This window comes from Erythrobacter sp. NE805 (genome assembly GCF_046452355.1).
Classification (GTDB): domain Bacteria; phylum Pseudomonadota; class Alphaproteobacteria; order Sphingomonadales; family Sphingomonadaceae; genus Erythrobacter.
The window spans coordinates 1-21,808 of record NZ_JBKFDI010000003.1 but is presented as its reverse complement, the minus strand read 5'-3'; the positions used below and the strand labels follow the sequence as shown (position 1 = coordinate 21,808).

Below are 21,808 nucleotides of genomic sequence, written 5' to 3'. Positions count from 1 at the left end.
AGTCCGATAATGCGTTCTCCCATCTGTTTGCTACGCTTTACGCATCTGACTGTCAAACAACTTGGACAATTTATGCTCAGGCGGTGGCGAGGACGACGCTTGCGTTGACCGGTTGCGCTGTTGCGACGATCCGAACGCGGGCGAAACCGGCGGCGGTGAGCATCGCGGTGATCTCCCCCGGGCTGCGCGGACGGCCCGAGCCCATCGCCCAGAGGTAGAGGCCGAAGAAGGCCTCCCCCATCGGCTCTAGCCCGGGGATCCGCGCCATCGGCTCGGCGATCAGCAGCTGCGCGCCGGGCGCGAGGCTGGCGCGGATGTTGGCGAGCAGCGCCTGTGCGGGGCCGTCGTCGTGATCGTGGAGGATCCGGATCAGCGACACCATGTCGTAGCCTTGTGGTATGGAATCCTTGAAGAAGTTTCCCGGATGAGCGGTGACCCGCTGCGGCCCGAGCGCCTCGCCGAGGAGCCTCGCGCCGGTTGCCGCGACTTCGGGCAGGTCGAACAGGCCGAGCGCGAGGTGCGGGTGCGCGGTGCCGATCGCGCGCAGGAATGCGCCGTGCCCGCCGCCGACGTCGAGCAGCCGCCGGGCGCCCCGGAAGCTCACCGAGGCGAGCACCTCGTCCGCGACAAAGTGCTGCGAGGCGGCCATCAGCTGCGAATACTCCGCTGTCTCCACCCCCCGCTCCGCCGCGCCGTGGAGCGCGCCCGCATAGGTCCAGAAGCGCGACAGGGCGGTCGGCTCGCGGCGATCTGCCCTCAGGAGCGCCAGCGGATCGGCGAGGTCGGCATAGAGCAACCGGTGGTGTCGGACCATCGCCTGCACGCCGGGATTGCTCGCGAAAACAGCGCCTTGCTCGCCGAGCATCCACAGGCCGGGGGCAGGCTCCTCGGCGAGCATCAGCGCCCAGCCGGCGCGCAGGAGGGTTAGCGCGGCTTCTTCCGTGAGGTCCATCCGCGCGGCCACCGCGGCAGGGGGCAGCGGCCCGTCCTGCAACACCGCGAACAGACCGCCCTCCACCCAGGCGCGCAGCACCTGCGAATAGGCGAAGCCCGCGAGCAGGTCGAAAGCCCCGTTGGCGCGGCTTCTCGCGATCCAGCGGATCAGCGGCAGGCGCGCGGCCCAGTGCTGGAAGCGGGGATCGGCGAAGAGCCGGTTGCGGCGCCGGGCGTAGCCGATCCGGACGCGATCCCGCCGCCGCATCATCAAGGTGCCTTACACGCCATATGTCTAAATGATTGGACAGATAGAGGCGTAAGGTCAATGATAAACGGGGATTGACGGGAGCGAGGCGAGTGAACGTGCGAGTCGCCGTGATCGGAGCCGGGATCGGGGGGCTGACCAGCGCCGCGCTCCTCGCCGCGCGCGGGGCCGAGGTCACCGTTCTCGAGAAGGAGGCCTGGGTCGGCGGCAAGGCGCGCCGCGTCGCGGTTGACGGCGCTGCGATCGACGGCGGGCCCACGGTCTTCACCTACCGCGCGGTCTTCGACGAGGTCTTCGCCGCGTGCGGCGCGCGGCTCGAGGATCATGTCAAGGTCACCCGCGCCGAGGTGCTCGCCCGCCACGCCTGGGACGACAGGGGCACGCTCGACCTCTTCGCCGACCGCGAGGCGAGCGTGGAGGCGGTCGGCGCCTTCGCCGGTGCCGAGGCGTCGGCGGGCTACCGCGCCTTCGCCGCCGAGGCCGCGCGCATCTTCAGGGTGCTCGAGGAGCCCTTCCTGCGCGGCGACAAGGCCTCGACGCCGTTCCCGATGATGCGGCGGATCGGGCTCGCGCGCCTGCCCGAGATGCTCGCGATGCGGCCCTTCGACGGGATGTGGCGCGCGCTCGGTGAGCACTTCGCCGACCCGCGCCTCCAGCAGCTGTTCGGGCGCTATGCGACCTATTGCGGCTCCTCCCCCTTCGCCGCGCCCGCAACGCTGATGCTTATCGCTCATGTCGAGGCGATGGGGGTGTGGCTGATCGAGGGTGGCATCCACGCGCTGGCGAAGGCGCTCGCGGGCCTCGCCGAGGGGCAGGGCGCAAGGGTTCGGACCAATGCACCCGTTGCCGAGGTGCTCGCCACCAACGGCCGTGCGAGCGGCGTCCGGCTCGCGAGCGGCGAGGTGATTCCCGCCGACATCGTCATCTGCAACGCCGACCCGTCGGCGCTCGCCACCGGGCGCTTCGGGACCGAGGTCCGCCGCGCGGTGCCGGCGATCCCGCCCGGGCGGCGTTCGCTGTCGGCGCTGGTCTGGTACGCCCACACCCGCACCCGAGGCTTCGAGCTCACCCACCACAACGTCTTCTTCTCGCGCGATTATGCCCGCGAGTTCCGCGAGATCGCCGCGGGCCGGACCCCGTCCGAGCCCACGGTCTACGTCTGCGCCATCGACCGCGGCGCGCGCCTGTCCGACCCGGCCCCGCCGCCCGGCGCGCGCGAGCGCCTCCAGATCATCGTCAACGCGCCCGCCGACGGGGACGTCCACGCCTATTCGCCCGAGGAGAGAGAGCAATGCACGCAGGCCATGATCGCCACGCTGAGACGCTGCGGCCTCGCGCTCGAGGACCCGCTGCCGCATCGGCTCATGACCCCGCAGGACTGGGAGCAGCTGTTCCCGGCCACGGGGGGCGCGCTCTATGGCAGAGCGTCGCACGGCTGGGCGGCCTCCTTCCAGCGGCAGGGGCCCCGGACGCGGCTCCCCGGTCTCTACTGCACGGGCGGGGCGACCCATCCGGCGGCCGGCGTCCCCATGGCAGCCTTGTCCGGGCAGCTGGCCGCGCGAGTGATCGCGAAGGACCTCGCTTCGACGAGGCGATCCCCGCGGGTGGCTATTCCTGGTGGTATGTCGACGCGATCAGCGACGACGGGCAGCACGGGCTGACGATCATCGCCTTCCTGGGCTCGGTGTTCTCGCCCTATTACAAGCGGAGCGGTCGGGGCGATCCGCTCGACCACTGCGCTCTGAATGTCGCGCTCTATGGGCCGCAGCACCGCTGGGTGATGACCGAGCGCCCGCGCGGCGCGGTCGCGCGTGATGCGGCGAACCTCGCCATCGGACCGAGCAGCGTGCGCTGGGAGGGCGGGGAACTCGTCATCGACATCCACGAAGGCGACACCCGGCTGTTCGTGCCCTGGCAGAGGAGAGTGGTGGGGCGCGTGCGGGTGATCCCGGAGATCCTCAACCGCGCCGCCTTCGCGCTCGATCCGGCGGAGAAGCACATCTGGCATTGCCTTGCGCCGTGCGCGCGGATCGAGGTCGAGATGACCTCGCCGGGGCTGTCGTGGAGCGGCAAAGCCTATCTCGACCACAACCGCGGGGCCGAGCCGCTGGAGACCGGCTTCAACACCTGGCACTGGTCGCGCGCGCATCTCAGGCAGGGCGCACTGGTGTGCTACGAGGGCGAACGCGGTGACGGATCGCTGTTCGCCAGCGCGCTCAGGTTCGATGCGAAGGGCGTGCCCGAGCCGGTCGAGCTGCCGCCGATCGCGCGCCTGCCGAAGAGCGCATGGCGGATCGAGCGGCGGACGCGCTCGGATATCGGGGTCGCGGCAGTGCGGCGGACCTGGGAGGACACGCCCTTCTACGCGCGCTCCGAGCTTGCCTCGCGCTTCCTCGGCGAGGAGGTGGTGGCGGTGCAGGAGAGCCTCGACATGCGGCGCTTCTCCTCGCGGCCCGTGCAGTTCATGCTGCCCTACCGGATGCCCCGCAAGAGGGCCTAAAGGCGGGCCTCCCAGGCGATCGCGGCGGCACGCTCGGCGGGCACGCCGAGGCCGGTGAGGCCGAGCACCAGCATGTCGGCAAGCGCCTTCTCGGCCTCCTCGCGGCTCGGGGCGGTGACGATGAGGTGCGCGGCGAGCACGAGGCACAGGCCCAGCCAGTGCGTCACCCCCATCTCCCGCGCCTCGGGGCGCAGCAGGCCGGCGGCGAGCGCGGCCTCGATGTCGCCCTTGAGGCCGCGGTTCAATGGGTGGGTCTGGCTGGTGGCGGGCTCCTGCGCGCGCAGCAGCACCGCGGTGCGGCGCGGGTCGGCGAGGGCGAAGCGGGCGACCACCACCATCCCCCCGGCGATCCGCGCGACCGGATCGGCGATCCCCGCATTGGCGCGCGCGACCTCGGCCTCGACCTCGAGCCGGACCATCGCCGCGACCGCCGAGGCGAAGCCGTGCTTGTCGACGAAGTGGTTGAAGAAGCTCCCCTTGGCGACGCCGGCGCGGGCGACCAGCTCGTCGATGGCGATGGCGTCGATGGGGCGGTCGACCATCAGGTCGAGCCCGGCGGCGAGCAGCGCGTCGCGGGTGCGGCGGGTGCGCGGGGAGGGGGAGCGGGCGGCGACCATCGTTTCCGCATACTTGACCGATCGGTCATTTTCAAGTTACTTGACCAAATAGTCAGAATTGATTCGGCGCAAATCGAAAAGTCGGACAGGAGGAGGGGATCGTGGCCATCATCAAGGTCGAGGACATTGCCCATGTCCGCTTCGCCGCGCCCGACTTCGCTCTGATGCGCGGCTTCCTCGAGGATTTCGGCCTCGTCTGCTATGAGGCCCGCGGGCGGCTTTACGGCGCCGGGAGCGACGGGCGCCCCTTCGTTCACGTGACCGAGCGCGGCGATGCGAAGTTCCTCGCCGTGGGCTTGCGCGCCGCCAGCATCGCCGATCTCGAACGCCTCGCCGCGCACGAAGGCGTTGCCGTCGCGCCGCTGAATGACCCGGGCGGCGCCATGGTGGTGCGCCTCACCGATCCCGACGGCTACTGTATCGAGGTCATCGCCGGGCAGGCGTGCGACGCGCCCGCGCCCTGCGCCGCGCCGCGCTTCAACTCCGCCGCCGCCAAGCCGCGCCAGCGCGAGACCATCCGCCTCGCGCCCGCCCCCGCGCATGTCCGCCGCATCGGCCACGCGGTGCTCAAGGTCAGCGACTTCCGTCGCTCCGAGGCCTGGTGGAAAGAGCGTTTCGGGTTCCTCACCTCGGACGAGATCGAGGCCGCGCCGGGCGTGCCGCTCGGTGCTTTCATGCGCTGCGACCGGGGCGATCTGCCCTCCGACCACCACACCATCTTCCTCGCCCAGCTCCCCGGCCCCCTCGGCCTGCTCCACGCCGCCTTCGAGGTCGAGAGCCTCGATGACCTGATGTGCGGCCATGAGTGGCTGAAGGCCCGAAGCCGTGAGGCCGCATGGGGAGTCGGGCGGCACATCATGGGCAGCCAGATCTTCGACTACTGGAAGGACCCCTTCGGCAACGAGCTCGAGCACTGGACCGACGGCGACCTGTTCACCGCCGCCGACCCGCCGGCCAAGCAGACCATGCAGGCGCTGCTCGCCGTGCAATGGGGCGCCCCGCACCCGATGTTCGCCGGCAAGCTCGCCCCGCCCCCCGGCCTCGTCGCCTGGATCACCGCCCTGCAACTGCGCATCAAGCGCCTCTTCTCCCGCACCCCCAAGGAAGCCTGACCCCATGAAGCTCTGCACTTTCACCCACGAGGGCCACACCCGCACCGGGATCGTCGTCGGCGAGACCGTCGTCCCGACCGGCGTCCCCGGCACGATGATCGACCTGATCCGCGACTGGGAGAGCTTGAAGCCCGGCCTCGAAGCCAAGGCAGCGATCGGCGACGGCGCGATCCCGCTCGCCGAGGTGAAGCTCGAGGCCCCCGTCCCGCGCCCCGGCAAGATCTTCGCGATCGGCCTCAACTACGCCGACCACATCGCCGAAAGCGGCCTCGGCACGCCCGAGCGGCAGGTGTGGTTCACCAAGGCGCAGACCTCGGTCAACGGCCCCTACGATCCGATCCTGATCGCCCGCGGCACCATGACCCCGGACTACGAGGCCGAGCTCGTCGCGGTGATCGGCCAGGGCGGCAAGCACATCGCCGCCGCCGACGCACCCGCGGCGATCTTCGGCTACACGGTCGGCAACGACGTCACCGAGCGGATGTGGCAGCACGCCGTGCCGCAATGGTCGCTCGGCAAGAGCTTCGACACCCACGCACCGATGGGCCCGTGGATCGTCACCGCCGACGAGATCGGCGATCCGCACGACCTCGGCATCCGCTGCTTCGTCAACGGCGAGGAGCGGCAGAACTCGAACACCCGGCACCTCGTCTACAATGTCTGGGCGCAGGTCGAGCACCTCTCGGTCGGCATGACGCTGGAGCCCGGCGACTGCCTGTTCACCGGCACTCCCGGCGGGATCGGCGCGGCGATGGACCCGCGCCAGTTCCTGAAGGCCGGCGACGTGGTGCGCACCGAGATCGACAGCATCGGCCACATCGAGGGCACGATGGTCGCCGAGGGCTGACGCGCCATGGCGGCGGGGGGAGCCTTCGACTGCGACGTGCTGATCGTCGGCGGCGGGCCGACCGGGGTGACGCTCGCCTCGCTGCTCGCCGCGCGCGGGGTCAGCGTGATCGTCGCCGAGAAGGAGCCCCGGATCTTCCCGCTCCCGCGCGCGGCGCACATCGACCACGAGGGAATGCGCATCCTCCAGGAGGCGGGCGCGGCCGAGGCGGTGATGGCGACCAGCCGCCGCGCCGACGCCTACGAGTTCCGCAACGCGCGCGGGCGCGTGCTGATGGCCTTCGATGGCGCGAGCGGCATCGGCCCGGGCGGCTGGCCGATTGCCAACATGATCCACCAGCCCTCGGTGGAGGCGGCGCTCCGGACCGCGCTCGCCGACCGCGCGCCGGGCGCGTTGCGGAGTGGCTGGGAGATGCTCGCCTTCGAACAGGAGGACGAGGGGGTGTCCGCCGAGTTTGCCACCCCCGAGGGCGAGCGCCTGCTCACCGCCAGATGGCTGGTCGGCGCGGACGGGGCGCGCAGCCCGGTGCGCAAGGCCTGCGGCATCGCCTTCGAGGACCTCGGCTTCGAGGAGCCCTGGCTGGTGGTCGACGTGCTGGTCGACGATCCCGCGCGCCTGCCCGCGGCAAACTTGCAGATCTGCGACCCCGCGCGCCCCACCACCTGCGTCATGATGGGCGAAGGGCGGCACCGCTGGGAGTTCATGATCCTGCCCGGCGAGACCCCCGAGGCGATCGCCGCGCCCGAGAGCGTCGAGCGCCTGCTGGCCCCGTGGAACGTCGCGGGCGCGGTGCGGATCGAGCGCACCGCCGTCTACACTTTTCGCGCCCGCATTGCGCGGAGCTGGCGGCAGGGGCGCATCCTGCTCGCAGGCGACGCCGCGCACCAGACGCCGCCCTTCGCGGGGCAGGGCCTGTGCTCGGGCCTGCGCGATGCGACGAACCTCGCGTGGAAACTCGCCGCCGTGACGCGGGGCGAGGGCGAGGCGGCGCTGCTCGACACCTACCAGCCCGAGCGCGCGCCGAACCTGCGCGCGACCATCGACATGGCGGTGATGATGGGCCGGATGGTGTGCATCACGAGCCGGTTCGGTGCCGCCCTGCGCGACGCGAAGCTCGGCCTTGCCCGCGCGCTCGGCAAGCTGCCCTCCGGCCCGCCCGCCTACCCGCCGCTCGCCGCGGGAGCGATCCTCGCAGGGTCGCCGGGCGCGGGGAGCTACTTTCCCCAAGGCATCGCCGCCGACGGGACGCGCCTCGACGACGTGCTCGGGTCGGGCGCGTGGACGATCGCCCGCGCGGATCTGGGCACCTCGCGGCTCGCACCCTTCGCGGAGGAACTCGGGCAATGGCTCGCGGCGCACGCGGCCGAGGCGGTGCTGGTCCGGCCCGACCGGCACGTGTTCGGGACCGGAGCGGCGCAGGCGCTCGGCCGCGCCTGGCAGGCGGCGCTCGCCGGGGCTTAGCCCTCGGGCGGCGTCCCCTCGCGCTCGGCCGCGTCGCGGGCGGCGGCCTCGGCGCGGGTCTTCTTCAGCTTGCGGTCCATCGACACGACCTGCCAGAGCCCGAAGCCGATCGCGAGGCCGTAGAACAGCGCGATCTCGATCCAGCCATACTGCCCGCCGTGCATCGCTACGCCTCCGCTTCAGCCAGGAAGGCGGCGATCAGCGCGGCGGCTGCCTCGGGCGCTTCCTCGTGGGCAAGATGGCCGAGACCGGGGAGCACTTCAAGCCGCGCGTCGGCGAGCCATCCGGCCGCCTCCCGCGCCCATTCGAGCGGGATCGCCGGGTCCCGCGCGCCGTGGACCAGCAGCACCGGGTTCGCGACTTCGCCGATCCGTGCGCGCAGCGAGGGCAGGTCCCAGTTCGCCATCATCGCGAGGCCCCCGCCCGCGTGCTCGGGGTTCTTGAGCAGCGTGCGGTAGCAGGCCATGCCCGCGGCATCGATCCGCGAGCGGGTCGAGCGCCACATGAAGCGCTCGGTCCCGCCCGCGATGTCGATGGTGCCCGCGAAGAGCCGCGGCACGAAGGGGTTGACGAACAGCGCCTTGGCGATGGCGGGGAAGATTTGCGCCGCAGGGCCGGGGAAGGGACGCAGCGCCGCGGAGAGGCCGACGATGGGGCCGCGATGACCGTGCGCGAGCGCGAGTTGCAGCGCGATCGCCGCCCCGGCCGAGTGGCCGACGATGGCGGCGGGCCGAAGCGCCAGCGCCTCGAGCAGCCCGGCGACCGCGGCGGCCATCGCGGGGAGGCTCATGGCATAGGCGTCGTGCCCGGTGGTGAAGGCGTGGCGCGGGAGGTCGATCGCGGTCACGGCGTGGGTGCGGGCGAGGAGCGGCATGACCCCGCGCCACGAGTGCACCGAGGCGCCGGTGCCGTGGAGCAGCAGCAGCGGCGGTCCCTCTCCCATGCGCTGCACGTGCCAGCGCTTGGCCCCCGCCGCGATGAAGCTGCTCGCCTCGCGGTGCGGCCAGATCTGCCCCTCGCGGTTCCAGTCGAGCCGGCTCATGCCGCAAGGCCGAGCGGCTGGACGGCACTGATCGCCGCCTGGAGCATCTTCGCGTCGGCGCGCGGGAGCGCGAGGAAGCGTCCGCCGAGCGCGCTCGCGAGCGCCGCGCCCTCGGGGCCGGGGCGGGCGGCGATGTCGATCACCAGCGCGTCGATCCCGGCGCGCGCGATGGCGCGCGCGGCGGCCTCGGCGTCCTCTTTCGCCTGCCCTCGCCCCGGCGAGCCGTCGGCGGCGATGTTGGCGCGCCCGTCGGTGAGGATCACCAGCGCGGCGCTCCGCCCCCTGGCGATGACGCTCTCGGCGACCTCGCGCGCGGCGGCGAGGCCGAGCGCGAGCGGCGTGCCGCCTCCGCCGGGGAGTTCCGCGAGCCGCCGCCGCGCGCGGGTCAGCGAGCGGGTGGGGGGAAGCAGCAGCTCGGCGGAGGTGCCGCGGAAGGCGACCAGCGCGACCTCCGAACGGGTGACGTAGGCCTGCGCCAGCATCAGCTCGACCGCACCCTTGGCCTCGGCGAGCCGCGCCGCCGCCGCCGATCCGCTCGCATCCACGGCGAAGATCGTCACCCGCGCGGCGCGCTCCTCGAAGCGGCGGATCCGCAGGTCCTCCTTGCGCATCAGGATCGCCGAGGGTGACGCGGGCGCCTCGCGGCGGCGGACGGCTTGCCAGGGGACGGCGGCGCGCAAGCTGTCGATCAGCGCGAGTTTCGCGCCCCCGCGCGGGCTTCCGGGGCGTGCGCCGAGCGGCTTGCCGCGGGTCGCCGCCTTGCGCCTCTGCCCGGTGCCGCTGCTCTGCGCGCGGCGCGGGGCCTTGCCTTGGGCGAGGCTTGCGAGGAGGTCGGCGGGGATCGCCGCCCGCGCCGCCTCGACGAGCAGTTCGGAAAGGTCGGGGTCCTGCTGCTGCCGGTCGCTGTCGGACTGCTCGTCCCGCTCGCCGTCGGGCGGCGGGGGTGGCTGGTCCTCGGGCGGGGCCTCCTCGGGAGCCTCCTGCGGCGGCAGGCGGGTGGCGCGCGGTGCGAGGACGAGGCGCACGGCGCCGGTGAGGTCGGCGGCGTCGGCGGCGGTTCGACCCGCCAGCGCCGCAAGCCCGCGCGCAGCCTCACCGGCGAAGATCAGCGCCCGCATCGAGTCCACCCCCAACGCCGCGGCGGTCGCGGCAAGGGCGCGCAGCTGGGCCTCCTCGAGCGGCTGCACCGCCGCGAGGCCGCCTCGCGCGGGCTCGAGCGTCACCTCCTGCCAGCGGCGCGAGGCGGCGAGGTCGCAGGGGAAGGCGAGCCGCTCGGCAAGGCTCGTCGGCGGCGCCTCCTCGGGTTCGGCGGCGTCGTCGAGCAGCACCAGCGCGGTCGCGCCGTCATCGAGCGCCTGCGCGAGCCGCCCGGCGACGCCGGCGTCGATCCGCTCGGCCATCGGGGCGATCAGCGCGCCCCCCGCGGCCTCCTCGATCAGCCCGGTCTGGCGGACCGGGCGCCCCGCGGAGAGGCTCGCGGCGAGGTCGATGCCGCCGAGCAGCCGCTCGTCGTCGATGTGGCCGGGCAAGCGGCGCAAGGGGATCGCCTCGCCGAGCGCGGCGACGAGCGCCTCGCGCGCCGGGCTGCTTCCGCGCAGCACCAGCCCCTTGAACACCTTCGGCGCGAGGGCGAAAAGCCGCGCCGCCAGCACCGCGTCTTCCAGCGGGTCGGCGGCTTCGGGGGTCATCCGAACAGCTCGGTAAGGGCGCGGGTGATGCGCACCGTCGAGCCGGTCTCGTCGAGCACGTCGCGCCGCAGCCGGTGCCGGAGCGCGCTGGGGGCGATCGCGACGAGGTGCTTGCGGGTCACGCTCTTGGCGCCCTCGAGCGCCGCCAGCGCGCGGGCCGCGCGCATCAGGGTGAGCTCGCCGCGAAGGCCATCGGCGCCGACCGCGAGGCACAGCTCGGCGGCATCGCGCAGCACGTCCTCGCCCGGCACCAGCTTGGCGAGCCGCGCCTTGCCCCTGGCGATGCGCTTCAGGGTCTTCGCGTCCTCCTCCGCCCAGCGCGCGGCGAAGCCCGCGGGGTCGGCCTCGTTCTCGGCGACCAGCTTCATGATCGCGATGCGCGTCTCGATGTCCTTGGGGGTGCGCACCTCGACCGAGAGGCCGAAGCGGTCGAGCAGCTGCGGGCGCAGCTCGCCCTCCTCGGGGTTGCCGCTGCCGATCAGCACGAACTTCGCCGGGTGGCGCACCGAAAGCCCCTCGCGCTCGACCACGTTCTCGCCCGAGGCGGCGACATCGAGCAACAGGTCGACGAGATGGTCCTCGAGGAGGTTGATCTCGTCGATATAGAGGAAGCCCCGATGGGCCTTGGCGAGCAGCCCGGGCTCGAAGGCCTTCTCGCCCGATCTGAGCGCGCGCTCGAGGTCGAGGCTGCCGATCACCCGGTCCTCGGTCGCGCCCAGCGGCATGTCGACGAAGGGGACGGGGCGGCTCACCATCCTGCCGCTGCCGACCACGCCCGGATAGCGCGCCTGATCCTCCTTCGAGCCGCCATAGGGGCAGCCCTCGGCGGCCATGATCGGCGGCATCAGCGCGGCGAGCGCGCGGGCGGCGGTGCTCTTGCCCGTGCCGCGGTCGCCGAACACCATCACCCCGCCGATGCTCGGGTCGACGGCCGCGATCAGCAGCGCCTGCTTCATCTCGTCCTGACCGACGATCGCGGAGAAGGGGAAGCGTGCCATTCTCGCCACCTTGTAGCGACAAGCCGGGTTTGGACAAGGGGGAGTGACAAGCTGGCTGGACAGTTCGTTCGCGCGGTTCGCTTGCGCGAACCGGCAGACCCCCCGCCCCGCCTCCCCACCCGACCACCAACGATACCATCAGGCTATGGTGGCCAGGTGGGGAGGCGGGGCGGGGGGTGTCTGCTCCCGATGCGTCAGCGGCGGGACAAGCGATTCAGCACCAGCACCGGCAGCAGCCCCGCGGCAAGCAGGATCAGCGCCGGAATCGCCGCCTCGACCAGCCGCTCGTCGCCGGCGAGGCGGTAGGTGCGGGTGGCGAGGGTCTCGAGATTGAAGGGCCGCAGGATCAGCGTCGCCGGAAGCTCGCGCAGGGTGTCGATGAAGACGAGCGCCGCGGCCCCGGCGAGGCTCGGGGCGAGCAGCGGGGCGTAGATCCGGGCGAGCACCCGCGACGGCCCGGCACCGAGGCTGCGCGCGGCGGCGTCGAGGCTCGGGGGGATACGCGCGAGGCCGCCGCCGACGCTGTTGTAGGCGACCGTCAGGAAGCGCACCGCCAGCGCATAGACGAGGATTGCGCTGGTCCCCGTCAGCAGCAGGCCGCCGCTCCAGCCGAGGCTGTCCCGGGCGAAGCGGGTGAGGGTGACGTCGAGCGCTCCGAGCGGCGCGAGCAGGCCGACCGCGAGGAGCGCGCCGGGCAGCGCGTAGCCGAGCGTCGCCAGCCGGATCGCGCCCGCCGTCACGCGCGAGGTCGAGCGGGCGCGGGCGAAGCCGAGCAGCAGCGCGACCGCGAGGCACAGGCCCGCGGTGAGCGCGCCGAGACGCAGGCTCCCGCCGAGATAGGTCGCAAGGTCCCCGGCCGCGGCCCGCGCGGTATCACTGAGCGCGAGGGTGACAAGATAGCCCGCCGGGATGGCGAAGCCGAGGAGCACGGGCAGCAGGCACGCGGCGAAAGCCAGCGCCTTGCCGAGCGGGGTGAGCGCCACCAGCGGCTCGTCGCCCTCGCGCGCGGCGAGGCCGTCGCGGCTGTCGCTGCGCCCGGCGCGGGTGTGCGCCTCCCACGTCACCAGCGCGATCACGAACAGCAGCATCACCGCCGCGAGCTTGAGCGCGGCGGGCTTGTCGCCCATCGCCAGCCAGCTGCGGAAGATGCCGGTCGAGAAGGTCGGGATCGCGAAGTAGTCGGCCACCCCGAAGTCGGCGAGCACCTCCATCAGCACCAGCGCGAGGCCCCCGGCGATGGCGGGCCGGGCGGCGGGGAGGGCAACGTGGCGGAAAGCGCGCAGCGGCGGCGCACCGAGGCTGCGCGCGGCGCGGAACTGGGTCACGCTTTGCGTGGCGAAGGCGGTGCGGGCGAGGAGGTAGACGTAAGGGTAGAGCACCGAGCCGAGCACGAAGGCGCCGCCCGGCAGCGAGCGGATGTCGGGGAACCAGTAGTCGCCTGCGCTCCAGCCCGTCGCCCCGCGCAGGGCGCTCTGCACCGGACCCGCGTAGTCGAGCATGTCGGCATAGAGATAGGCCGAGAGGTAGGCCGGGAGCGCGAGCGGCAGGACCAGCGCCCAGCCGAGCACCCGGCGCCCCGGAAAGCGCGTTGCGGCGATGAGCCAGGCGGTGCCCGTCCCCGTCACCCCCGCGAAGGTCCCGGTCAGCAGCATCAGCAGCGCGGTGTTGAGGACGTAGGTCGGCAGCACCGTCGCGGCGAGTTCGCGCAAGGGTCCCGCGTCGCCGGCGAGCGATTCCCAAAGGATCGCGAGGATCGGCACGCCCGCCAGCAGCGCGAGGACCAGCGCCGCCACGCTCCACCAGCCTGCGCCGCCGCTTGCGCTTGGCCAAGCAAAACGCCTAATGCGGCTCACTCGCAACCCCGCGTCAGACTGGGCTGGATCGGTCACTTGAGCCTCGAATTCCGTCATATTGCCCATGCTTACGGGCCCGTCAGGGCGCTGGAGGACGTGAGTTTCACCGCGCCCGCGGGGGAGATCACCTGCCTGCTTGGCGCTTCGGGTTGCGGGAAGTCAACACTGCTCGGCCTCGCGGCGGGGCTGCTCTCGGTGCAGCAGGGCGAGGTCGTGCTGGCGGGCGAGGTGCTCGCCGATGCGCACCGCAGCCCTCCGCCCGAGGCGCGCCCCGTCGGCCTCGTGTTCCAGGACGGGGCGCTGTTCCCGCACATGACGCTCGCCGCCAATGTCGCCTTCGGGCTCCCCCGGGAGCGCCGCGGCGAGGCCGAGGGCTGGCTCGCGCGCGTCGGGCTTGCCGGGATGGGCGGCCGCTATCCGCACGAGCTTTCCGGCGGCCAGCAGCAGCGCGCCGCGCTCGCCCGGGCGATGGCGCCGGGGCCGCAGGTGCTGCTGATGGACGAACCCTTCGCGAGCGTCGACATCGTGCTGCGCCGCCGCCTGCGCCGCGAGTGCCGCATCCTGCTGCGCGAGGCGGGGGCGACGGTCGTGCTGGTCACCCACGACCCCGCCGAAGCGCTCGACATCGGCGACCGGATCGCGGTGATGGAGGCGGGGCGCATCGTCCAGTTCGGCACGCCGCAAGAGCTCCACGAGGCCCCCGCCACCGCTGCGGTCGGCGCGATCTTCGGCGGCGCGCAGGTGATCGCCGGGGCATGGCGCGCCGAGGGGCTCGACACGGTCTTCGGCCTGTGGCCCTTCACCGCGCTGATCGGCGAGCTGGCGGAGGAGGCGGGCGCGCTCGACCTGCTCGTCCAGGCCGACCGGCTGGTGCCCGTCCCCGATCCGCGCGGCTGCCGGGTGCGCGACGTCCACCCCCTCGGCACCCGTGCCCGGGTGCTGATCGAGAGCCCCGACGGGGCGAGCATCACGGTCGAGACCGCGCTGCCGGTCGATCCGGACAAGACCTATTCGGTGCTTCCCGATCCGGGCAGCGTCAGAGCCTTCGCGCGCAGATAGGTCTTGCGCGCGCGGGCATTCTATTGCAAGTCATTCGCAAGAATTGACCGGAAAGCCTCTCCCCATGAAAAGAACCCTTCTCGCCGCGCTCGCCGGCCTCAGCCTCGGCCTGCTCGCCGCCTGCGCGAACAGCGACGGCGAGACCGCCGCCACTGAGGGCAAGCCGATCACCGGCGAGATCAACATCTACTCCTCGCGCCACTACGACACCGACCTCGCGCTCTACGAGGATTTCACGCGGGCGACCGGCATCAAGGTCAACCGCATCGAGGCCGAGGCCGACGCGCTGATCGAGCGCATCCAGGCCGAGGGCGAGTTCAGCCCGGCGGACCTGCTCATCACCACCGACGCCGGGCGCCTGTGGCGCGCCGAGGAGGCGGGGATCCTCGCGCCGGTCGATTCCAAGGTCCTCGAGGAGCGCATCCCCGCCAACCTGCGCGATCCGCAGAAGCGCTGGTTCGCGCTCACCACCCGGGCGCGGATCATCATCTACAACAAGGCGAAGGGCGCGCCGCAGGGCCTCGCCACCTACGAGGACCTCGCGAGCCCGGCGTTCAAGGGCCGCATCTGCATGCGCTCCTCCTCGAGCGTCTACAACATCGCGCTGCTCGCCAGCATGATCGCGCATGACGGGCCCGAGAAGGCGGGCGCCTGGGCGAAGGGCGTGGTCGCCAACTTCCAGCGCCCCCCGCAGGGCAACGACGTCTCGAACATCGAGGCGGTCGCGGCGGGCGAGTGCGACATCTCGCTGGTCAACACCTATTACCTTGCCCGCTTTGCCACCCCCGAGAAGCGCAAGGTGCTCGATGCCCTCGGGATCATCTTCCCCAACCAGGCGACCACCGGCACCCACGTCAACATGAGCGGCGCGGGGCTGGTGAAGACCGCACCCAACCGTGAGAACGCGATCAAGTTCCTCGAATATCTCTCCTCCGAGAGCGCGCAGAAGTACCTCGCCAACGGCAACAACGAGTACCCGGCCGCCAAGGGCGTCGCCCCGACCTCGGCGGTCGAGGCGCTCGGCACCTTCAAGGCGGACCCGCTGAGCGCGTCGGAAATCGGCAGGAACGAGGCGCGGGCGGCCCAGCTCTACAACGCCGCGCGGTGGAATTGACGCGGCGCAAACCAAGGCACCCTTTCACCTCCTAACGCTAAACTGTCTTGAAGGGGGCGCGCCACTAGTCCATTTGCGCGCCCCATCCCGCCGCCCCTTTCCGGGCGGCCCCACTGCTGCATCCGAGGCTAGAGCGTGAACCCTCCCATCATCGACCGCGACCAGTTCACCGAAAGCGCGGCGCTCTCGATCGAAACGATCACCTTTGTCCACCACTGGACCGAGGGGCTGTTCACGCTGAAGATGACGCGCCCGGCGAGCTTCCGCTTCCGTTCGGGCGAGTTCGTGATGATCGGCCTGCCGGGCGACAACGGCAAGCCGCTGCTGCGGGCTTACTCCGTCGCCTCGCCCTCCTACGCCGAGGAATTGGAGTTCCTGTCGATCAAGGTGCAGGACGGTCCGCTCACCTCGCGCCTCCAGCACATCCAGGTCGGCGACCCGATCTACCTCGGCAAGAAGCCGACCGGCACGCTCGTCACCGACGCGCTGCTGCCGGGCAAGCGGCTGTTCATGCTCTCGACCGGCACCGGGCTGGCGCCCTTCATGAGCCTCGTGCGCGATCCCGAGGTCTACGGGATGTACGAGGAGGTGATCGTCGTCCACTCGGTGCGCAACGTCGCCGAGCTCGCCTATCGCGAGCTGCTCGAGAGCAAGCTCGAAGGCGACCCGCTGCTCGAGGACGAAGACCGCGCGCGGATGATCTACGTGCCGACCGTCACGCGCGAGCCCTTCCACACCCAGGGCCGCATCCAGCAGCTGATCGATGACGGGCGACTGTTCGAACAGTCCAAGGGCCCGCAGCGCTTCGTTCCGGACGAGGACCGCGTGATGCTGTGCGGCTCGATGGCGATGATCAAGGACCACGCCGCCGACCTCGAACGCCGCGGCTTCACCGAGGGCAGCAACGCCTCGCCCGGCCAGTTCGTGATCGAACGCGCCTTCGTCGGCTGACGCGAGGCACGGCGCGGGGAGGGGAGGCATGGCCCGGATGACGCCCGCCTTGCTGGCCGCTGCGCTGGCCATTGCCCCCGCCGCCGCGCAGCCTGCCGCAGCCCCGAGCGAGGCGCCCGCCCCCGTCAGCTACGCGCTGATCCAGCTCTCGCTTCACCCCGGCAAGGTCGCCACCGGCGAGTTCAAGACCCGCACCGGGGCGATCCGCTCCTGCCCCGAGGCGGTGAAGCTTGCCGGCGAGCTCGGCGCCGAGGTGGTGCGCAACGCCCGCGTGACGCCCGACCGCCTCCCGCCGCGGCTTGCGACGCTGCTCGAGACCCTGCCCGTCGGCCATGCGACCCCGGTCTTCTCCGGCAGCGGCAACACCCTGCGCGTGCTGGTGCTCTGCCAGCGGGGGTGAGAGTAGAAGGTCGCCCCGTGCTTGACACGGGGCTTGGCTGCCCTTTGGTCGAATACCGAAAAGTAGAAGCCTAGCCCCGGATCAAGTCCGGGGTGACGAAGGATCTTGAGTTCAGATCTCTCCGTCACCCCAGCGAACGCTGGGGCATTAGAGCCTCACACGGCAGCGTTCGCCGCCCTAGGTCCCAGCTTGCGCTGGGATGACGTGGGGTTGATATCACGCGTCCCCGTTGCACTCCGCGCTCTCGACCTTCTTGGTGTGCGGATCGTAGATGATAGTAACCGCGTCACACCCGCCATCCAGAATTGTTGGCAGTTCGAGATAGTCGTCAAACCAACGTGATTGTCCAGCCTTTCCCTGCGTGGCGGCCAAGGCTTGATCGTGAGGTCTCCATGATCGCTTCGTGCTCGCTCGATTGTGCAGAGCATGCCGAACCGGCGAAGAGGGCAAGAAGCGCAGGAACTGTTTTCATCACGGGATGATGGCTTTGATCGGGGATGCTGGCAACAGGTCAGAAGGCTTACCCCACCCCCACTTTCGCGCTTGACCCCCGCCCGCCCGCGCGGCTTTATCGTGGCAAAACGCAACCCGTCCTCCGGAGAGAACCCCCATGCTCGCGACCGCCCATCGCACCGCCTACAACGAAGACCACGAGGCCTTCCGCGACACCGTCCGGAAGGTCTTCGCCGAGCACGTCGCCCCGCACATGGACCAGCATGAGGCCGACGGCATCGTCCCGCGCTCCGTGTGGAAGGCGGTCGGCGATGCGGGGATGCTGTGCATGACCGTCAAGGAGGAGAACGGCGGGCTCGGGCTCGATTTCGGCTTCAACTGCGTGCTGACCGAGGAGCTCTCCTACCTTGGCTCCTCGGCCGGCTTCACCCTCCAGAACGACATCACCGCGAACTACTTCGAGCGCCTCGGCACCCCCGAGCAGCGCGCCAAGTATCTCCCCGGCATGGTCAGCGGCGACATCATCACCGCGATCGCCATGACCGAGCCGGGTGCAGGGAGCGACCTCCAGGGCATCCGCACCACGGCGAAGAAGGACGGCAACCACCTCGTCATCAATGGCTCCAAGACCTACATCACCAATGGCCAGAACGCCGACTGCGTGATCGTCGTCGCCAAGACCGATCCCGAGAAGGGCGCCAAGGGCATTTCGCTGGTGCTGGTGGACGCCGACACCCCCGGCTTCGAGCGGGGGCGCAATCTCGACAAGATCGGCCAGCACGCCGCCGACACCTCCGAGCTGTTCTTCAACGACTGCCGCGTGCCGATGACCAACATCCTGGGCGCCGAGGGCATGGGCTTCGTGCACCTCATGGAGGAGCTGCCGCAGGAACGCCTCGGCATCGCGGTCGGCGCGCAGGCGGCGGCGCAGCGTGCCTTCGACGAGGCGGTCAAGTTCACCAAGGAGCGCGCCGCCTTCGGCAAGACCGTGTTCGAGTTCCAGAACACCAAGTTCACCCTCGCCGACCTCAAGGCCAAGCTGCAAGTGGGCTGGGCGCATCTCGACTGGGCGATCAGGAAGCACCTCGCGGGCGAGCTCACCACCGACGAGGCGAGCGCGGCCAAGCTGTGGCACACCGAGCTCCAGTGGGAGGCCTGCGACACCGCGCTCCAGCTCCACGGCGGGGCGGGCTACATGAACGAGTACGCGATTGCGAGACTGTGGCGCGACGCCCGCGTCACCCGCATCTTCGGCGGCACCAACGAGATCATGAAGGAAGTGATCAGCCGCTCGATCTGAGGAGGCACGCAAGCGCCTTGGGAGGGGCCTGACATGACCGAACCGCTCGACTTCACCGGCCGCCGCGTCCTCGTCATCGGCGGATCGTCGGGGATCGGCAACGGCATCGCCCACGGCTTCCGCGCGCACGGGGCGAGCGTCACCGTCACCGGCACCCGGCCCGATTTCGGCGACTATCTGGAAGCCGAGGATTCGGACTTCACCGGGCTCGATTACCGCCAATTGGACCTCACCGACCGCGCGGCGGCGGGGCGGCTGGCGGAGGGTTTCGGCCCGCTCGACGTGCTGGTGCTGTGCCAGGGGACGGTGCGCTACGGGCGGCAGGAATTCACCCGCGAGGGATGGGACGCCGTGGTCGACGTCAACCTCAACTCGGTGATGGACGCCGCCCGCGCCTTCCATCCGGCATTGGCCACCACCAAGGGCACGATCATCATCGTCTCCAGCGTCGCCGCCTTCAAGTCGACCATCGGCACCCCCGCCTACGCCGCCTCCAAGGCCGGTGCGGCGAGCCTCACCAAGACGCTGGGCGAGGCCTGGGCGCGGGACGGCATCCGGGTCAACGGCATCGCCCCGGGGCTGGTGCCGACCAAGCTCACTGCGGTCACCACCGATCACCCGGAGCGGCTCGAAGCGTCCTTGCGGAAGATCCCCCTGCGCCGCATGGGCACGCCTGAGGACATGGCGGGCGCCGCGCTGTTCCTCGCCTCGCCGCTCTCGTCCTACATCACCGGGCAGACGCTGGTGGTGGACGGGGGGCTGACCCTCTCCTGAGGGGGCGCAAGTTGATGAAACACTCCCGCAAACCGGCTTTTCGGACCCATTGAACGAAACTTTTCCTACACGCCGCCCGCGCCCGCTGTAGGATTTCGCGAAGGAGACGCGCCCCATGCAGTTCACCCGCCTCGGCAAGTCCGGCCTCACCGTCTCGCGCCTGTGCCTCGGGTGCATGAGCTATGGCGACACCTCCAAGGGCTGGCACGGCGACTGGCTTCTCGATGAGGACGCCGCGCGACCCTTCTTCCGCGAGGCGCTGCAAGCGGGCATCAACTTCTTCGACACCGCCAACATCTATTCGGGCGGCACCTCGGAGGAGATCACCGGCAAGCTCCTGCGCGAAATGGCCCGGCGCGACGAGATCGTGGTCGCGACCAAGGCCTATGGGGTGTGGCGCAACGCCCCCAATTGCGGGGGCCTGTCGAGGAAGGCGCTGCTGACCGCCATCGACGACAGCCTGACGCGCCTCGGCATGGACCATGTCGACCTCTTCCAGATCCACCGCTGGGACGACAAGACGCCGATCGAGGAGACGATGGAGGCGCTCCACGACATCGTGAAGGCGGGCAAGGCGCGCTATATCGGCGCCTCCTCGATGTTCGCCTGGCAGTTCGCCCGCGCGCAGGAGGTGGCGCGGGCGAACGGCTGGACGCGGTTCATTTCCATGCAGAACCAGCTCAATCTCCTCTACCGCGAGGAGGAGCGCGAGATGCTCCCGCTGTGCGGCGTGGAGGGTGTCGGCGTGATCCCCTGGAGCCCGCTCGCCCGCGGCCGCCTCACCCGGCCCTGGGGGGAGAGCACCGTCAGGAGCGAGACCGACGTGGTCGGCAAGGCGCTCTACAAGGCCGAGGACGAGGCCGACCGCGCGGTGGTCGAGGCGGTTCAGCAGGTCGCCGCGGCGCGGGGCGTGCCGATGGCGACGATCGGCCTCGCCTGGCACTTCACCAAGCCGCAGGTGACCGCCCCGATCATCGGCGCGACCCGGCCCGAGCACATCGCCGACGCCGTCCGCGCGCTCGACATCACCCTCAGCGCCGAAGAGGCCGCAGGCCTCGAGGCGCCCTACCGCCCCAAGTTCCCGACCGGGATGGGGATGCCGGTGCCCGCGATGGACCGGGTGAGCGTGCTCTGACCAGTCCCTCCCCGTCCGGAACGGATGGGGAGAGCCTGTCCTGAGCCTGTCGAAGGATGGCACCGCGAAGCGGTGACGGAGGGGTGAAGCCCGGCCGCATGACCCCTCCGTCACGCGCCTGCGGCGCGCGCCACCTCCCCATTCCTGCGGAACGGGGAGGAATGGGGCGGGAGGTCTGCGCCACCACAGGTGGCCGCCAAACCAATCATGACACACAATTGAAATTCGGTCACAGTCCCGTCACACGCCTGCGCCACGCGATTCTCCGAAACCGGGGCCGCCGCGCAGAATGGACGTCATCAACATCTTCCTGACCGGTGACCTCGGCGACGGCCTTGCCGACTTCGTGCACGACCAGCGCCGCTTCACCTTCGACAGGCTCGGCCCCGAGGGGCCGCTGCGCCTCGTCGAGGGGCCGATGTGGGCCTTCGTCGACTGGGTGATGCCCGAGCTTGCCGGGCTCGAGATGTGCCGCCGCCTGCGCGCCGATCCGCGCACTGCCGAGGCGCACGTGACGATGGTGCTCGAGGCCGACGATCCCGAGGACCGCCGCCGCGCGCTGCGGGCCGGTGCGGACGACTACGTGGTCGGCCCGCTGACCCGCACCGCGGTGCTCGACCGGGTGCTCGCGCTGCAATCGCGCACCGCCGAGCGCCAGGCGCCGCGACGTTTCGAGGTGGGCGCGCTCACCATCGACCTCGCGGCGCTCCAGGCGCGCTGGGCGGGGCAGCCGATCGTCCTGCGGCCCAACGAGTTCCGGCTGCTGCGCTTCCTCGCCGAGAACCCCAACCGGGTGCTGACCCGCGAGGACCTGATCGCCGGGCTCGGCAAGCGCGAGCCGCCGATCGACGAGCGCACGGTCGACGTCTGGGTCGGCCGGTTGCGCCGCGCGATCAAAGCCGCGGGCGGGGGCAATCCGCTGCGCACGGTGCGCTCGATGGGCTACGTCTTCGACGCCGGCTGAGATCGATCGATGCGCCCCATCCCCCTCCCGGCACCCGCACGCCATGCCCCCCGCCGATGCGGTGACCCGAGCCGCGCGGGCATCATAAGAGGTGTCAAACGAGGCTATTTTGGGTTAGACCGCGCGCGCTTTCTTGGAGGGTCCGGAATGATTCTTGCCCGGGCGGGCGGTCTCGCGCTCGCAGCCGCGACGAGCCTTTGCGCGGTGCCGGCCCATGCCGATGTCATGGAGCTCGGCCCCGAGGGCGCACGCTGGGTGTCGGGCCCGCAGGCCGGGCGCTCGCCGGTCGCCGCACCCGCCGCTGCCGCCGCCGCCGAGACGGTGGTCGCCGACGACCTT

General features: G+C 71.3%; 20 protein-coding genes and 1 pseudogene. 14 read left to right on the top strand and 7 right to left on the bottom strand.

Features of this window, described 5'->3' with window-relative positions:
• Nucleotides 1–76: 76 nt before the first annotated feature.
• A complete protein-coding gene (locus tag ACLBKU_RS11460) occupies nt 77–1,204 on the bottom strand; it encodes a methyltransferase (RefSeq protein WP_410179690.1) in 1,128 nt (375 codons plus the stop codon).
• A gap of 89 nt (nt 1,205–1,293) precedes the next feature.
• Between ACLBKU_RS11460 and crtD the strand changes: the two genes are divergently transcribed.
• Together crtD and ACLBKU_RS11450 are read left to right on the top strand one after the other, a co-directional pair.
• On the top strand, nt 1,294–2,862 hold the full coding sequence (crtD, locus tag ACLBKU_RS11455; RefSeq protein ID WP_410179689.1) for a 1-hydroxycarotenoid 3,4-desaturase CrtD: 1,569 nt from the start codon (nt 1,294–1,296) through the stop codon (nt 2,860–2,862).
• A 23-nt stretch (nt 2,863–2,885) separates the two neighbouring features.
• Nucleotides 2,886–3,701 carry a hydroxyneurosporene dehydrogenase gene (locus ACLBKU_RS11450; RefSeq protein ID WP_410179688.1) on the top strand — a complete coding sequence of 272 codons (816 nt, stop codon included), beginning with the start codon at nt 2,886–2,888 and terminating at the stop codon, nt 3,699–3,701.
• Here ACLBKU_RS11450 and ACLBKU_RS11445 read toward each other — a convergent pair.
• A complete protein-coding gene (locus ACLBKU_RS11445) occupies nt 3,698–4,318 on the bottom strand; it encodes a TetR/AcrR family transcriptional regulator (RefSeq protein WP_410179687.1) in 621 nt (206 codons plus the stop codon). The genes ACLBKU_RS11450 and ACLBKU_RS11445 overlap by 4 nt on opposite strands.
• A gap of 101 nt (nt 4,319–4,419) precedes the next feature.
• On the opposite strand from ACLBKU_RS11445, the gene ACLBKU_RS11440 reads away from it, so the two are divergent.
• The 3 genes from ACLBKU_RS11440 to ACLBKU_RS11430 are packed head-to-tail and all read left to right on the top strand — an operon-like array spanning nt 4,420 to nt 7,738.
• Entirely contained in the window at nt 4,420–5,430 is a 1,011-nt protein-coding gene (locus tag ACLBKU_RS11440; RefSeq protein WP_410179686.1) for a VOC family protein, read from the top strand.
• Between the two features lie 4 nt (nt 5,431–5,434).
• The gene (locus tag ACLBKU_RS11435) at nt 5,435–6,277 is read left to right on the top strand and encodes a fumarylacetoacetate hydrolase family protein (protein ID WP_410179685.1); all 843 of its coding nucleotides are present in this window, start codon (nt 5,435–5,437) and stop codon (nt 6,275–6,277) included.
• A gap of 6 nt (nt 6,278–6,283) precedes the next feature.
• Nucleotides 6,284–7,738: a bifunctional 3-(3-hydroxy-phenyl)propionate/3-hydroxycinnamic acid hydroxylase gene (locus ACLBKU_RS11430; protein WP_410179684.1), complete on the top strand. Its 1,455-nt coding sequence runs from the start codon at nt 6,284–6,286 to the stop codon at nt 7,736–7,738.
• Here ACLBKU_RS11430 and ACLBKU_RS11425 read toward each other — a convergent pair.
• The 5 genes from ACLBKU_RS11425 to ACLBKU_RS11405 all read right to left on the bottom strand — a co-directional run bounded on the left by ACLBKU_RS11425 (nt 7,735) and on the right by ACLBKU_RS11405 (nt 13,259).
• Nucleotides 7,735–7,902, bottom strand: coding sequence for a hypothetical protein (locus ACLBKU_RS11425; RefSeq protein WP_410179683.1), 168 nt, complete (start codon nt 7,900–7,902; stop codon nt 7,735–7,737). The genes ACLBKU_RS11430 and ACLBKU_RS11425 overlap by 4 nt on opposite strands.
• 2 nt (nt 7,903–7,904) lie before the next feature.
• The gene (gene bchO, locus ACLBKU_RS11420) at nt 7,905–8,780 is read right to left on the bottom strand and encodes an alpha/beta fold hydrolase BchO (RefSeq protein WP_410179682.1); all 876 of its coding nucleotides are present in this window, start codon (nt 8,778–8,780) and stop codon (nt 7,905–7,907) included.
• Nucleotides 8,777–10,468 carry a magnesium chelatase subunit D gene (locus tag ACLBKU_RS11415; RefSeq protein WP_410179681.1) on the bottom strand — a complete coding sequence of 564 codons (1,692 nt, stop codon included), beginning with the start codon at nt 10,466–10,468 and terminating at the stop codon, nt 8,777–8,779. The genes bchO and ACLBKU_RS11415 overlap by 4 nt, the downstream gene beginning before the upstream one ends.
• The gene (gene bchI / locus ACLBKU_RS11410; RefSeq protein WP_410179680.1) at nt 10,465–11,466 is read right to left on the bottom strand and encodes a magnesium chelatase ATPase subunit I; all 1,002 of its coding nucleotides are present in this window, start codon (nt 11,464–11,466) and stop codon (nt 10,465–10,467) included. The genes ACLBKU_RS11415 and bchI overlap by 4 nt, the downstream gene beginning before the upstream one ends.
• A 194-nt stretch (nt 11,467–11,660) precedes the next feature.
• Nucleotides 11,661–13,259, bottom strand: a complete 1,599-nt coding sequence (locus ACLBKU_RS11405) for an ABC transporter permease (protein ID WP_410179679.1) — start codon at nt 13,257–13,259, stop codon at nt 11,661–11,663.
• 96 nt (nt 13,260–13,355) lie between these two features.
• Here ACLBKU_RS11405 and ACLBKU_RS11400 point away from each other — a divergent pair, with 96 nt between their 5' ends.
• The 9 genes and pseudogenes from ACLBKU_RS11400 to ACLBKU_RS11360 all read left to right on the top strand — a co-directional run.
• Nucleotides 13,356–14,378 carry an ABC transporter ATP-binding protein gene (locus ACLBKU_RS11400; protein ID WP_410179678.1) on the top strand — a complete coding sequence of 341 codons (1,023 nt, stop codon included), beginning with the start codon at nt 13,356–13,358 and terminating at the stop codon, nt 14,376–14,378.
• Nucleotides 14,379–14,442: 64 nt separating this feature from the next.
• On the top strand, nt 14,443–15,492 hold the full coding sequence (locus ACLBKU_RS11395) for a Fe(3+) ABC transporter substrate-binding protein (RefSeq protein ID WP_410179677.1): 1,050 nt from the start codon (nt 14,443–14,445) through the stop codon (nt 15,490–15,492).
• A gap of 135 nt (nt 15,493–15,627) precedes the next feature.
• Entirely contained in the window at nt 15,628–16,443 is an 816-nt protein-coding gene (locus ACLBKU_RS11390; RefSeq protein WP_410179676.1) for a ferredoxin--NADP reductase, read from the top strand.
• A 28-nt stretch (nt 16,444–16,471) separates the two neighbouring features.
• Nucleotides 16,472–16,843, top strand: coding sequence for a hypothetical protein (locus ACLBKU_RS11385; RefSeq protein WP_410179675.1), 372 nt, complete (start codon nt 16,472–16,474; stop codon nt 16,841–16,843).
• Between the two features lie 610 nt (nt 16,844–17,453).
• Nucleotides 17,454–18,596: an acyl-CoA dehydrogenase family protein gene (locus ACLBKU_RS11380; RefSeq protein WP_410179674.1), complete on the top strand. Its 1,143-nt coding sequence runs from the start codon at nt 17,454–17,456 to the stop codon at nt 18,594–18,596.
• 33 nt (nt 18,597–18,629) lie between these two features.
• Nucleotides 18,630–19,370 (top strand): SDR family NAD(P)-dependent oxidoreductase, encoded by a 741-nt coding sequence (locus ACLBKU_RS11375; RefSeq protein WP_410179673.1) that lies wholly within the window; start codon nt 18,630–18,632, stop codon nt 19,368–19,370.
• Nucleotides 19,371–19,485: 115 nt separating this feature from the next.
• Nucleotides 19,486–20,505, top strand: a complete 1,020-nt coding sequence (locus tag ACLBKU_RS11370) for an aldo/keto reductase (protein WP_410179672.1) — start codon at nt 19,486–19,488, stop codon at nt 20,503–20,505.
• A gap of 289 nt (nt 20,506–20,794) precedes the next feature.
• Nucleotides 20,795–21,469, top strand: a complete 675-nt coding sequence (locus ACLBKU_RS11365) for a response regulator transcription factor (protein WP_410179671.1) — start codon at nt 20,795–20,797, stop codon at nt 21,467–21,469.
• Between the two features lie 147 nt (nt 21,470–21,616).
• Nucleotides 21,617–21,808, top strand: a pseudogene (locus tag ACLBKU_RS11360) (lytic transglycosylase domain-containing protein); the annotation flags it as partial.

Bases quoted from the DNA above. Each gene is read 5' to 3' on its own strand.
- ACLBKU_RS11430 (WP_410179684.1), top strand. From the start codon at position 6,284: ATGGCGGCGGGGGGAGCCTTCGACTGCGACGTGCTGATCGTCGGCGGC.
- bchO (WP_410179682.1), bottom strand. From the start codon at position 8,780: ATGAGCCGGCTCGACTGGAACCGCGAGGGGCAGATCTGGCCGCACCGC.
- ACLBKU_RS11415 (WP_410179681.1), bottom strand. From the start codon at position 10,468: ATGACCCCCGAAGCCGCCGACCCGCTGGAAGACGCGGTGCTGGCGGCG.
- ACLBKU_RS11395 (WP_410179677.1), top strand. From the start codon at position 14,443: ATGAAAAGAACCCTTCTCGCCGCGCTCGCCGGCCTCAGCCTCGGCCTG.
- bchI (WP_410179680.1), bottom strand. From the start codon at position 11,466: ATGGCACGCTTCCCCTTCTCCGCGATCGTCGGTCAGGACGAGATGAAG.
- ACLBKU_RS11435 (WP_410179685.1), top strand. From the start codon at position 5,435: ATGAAGCTCTGCACTTTCACCCACGAGGGCCACACCCGCACCGGGATC.
- ACLBKU_RS11380 (WP_410179674.1), top strand. From the start codon at position 17,454: ATGCTCGCGACCGCCCATCGCACCGCCTACAACGAAGACCACGAGGCC.
- ACLBKU_RS11385 (WP_410179675.1), top strand. From the start codon at position 16,472: ATGGCCCGGATGACGCCCGCCTTGCTGGCCGCTGCGCTGGCCATTGCC.
- ACLBKU_RS11370 (WP_410179672.1), top strand. From the start codon at position 19,486: ATGCAGTTCACCCGCCTCGGCAAGTCCGGCCTCACCGTCTCGCGCCTG.
- ACLBKU_RS11460 (WP_410179690.1), bottom strand. From the start codon at position 1,204: ATGATGCGGCGGCGGGATCGCGTCCGGATCGGCTACGCCCGGCGCCGC.
- ACLBKU_RS11375 (WP_410179673.1), top strand. From the start codon at position 18,630: ATGACCGAACCGCTCGACTTCACCGGCCGCCGCGTCCTCGTCATCGGC.
- ACLBKU_RS11445 (WP_410179687.1), bottom strand. From the start codon at position 4,318: ATGGTCGCCGCCCGCTCCCCCTCCCCGCGCACCCGCCGCACCCGCGAC.
- ACLBKU_RS11365 (WP_410179671.1), top strand. From the start codon at position 20,795: ATGGACGTCATCAACATCTTCCTGACCGGTGACCTCGGCGACGGCCTT.
- ACLBKU_RS11425 (WP_410179683.1), bottom strand. From the start codon at position 7,902: ATGCACGGCGGGCAGTATGGCTGGATCGAGATCGCGCTGTTCTACGGC.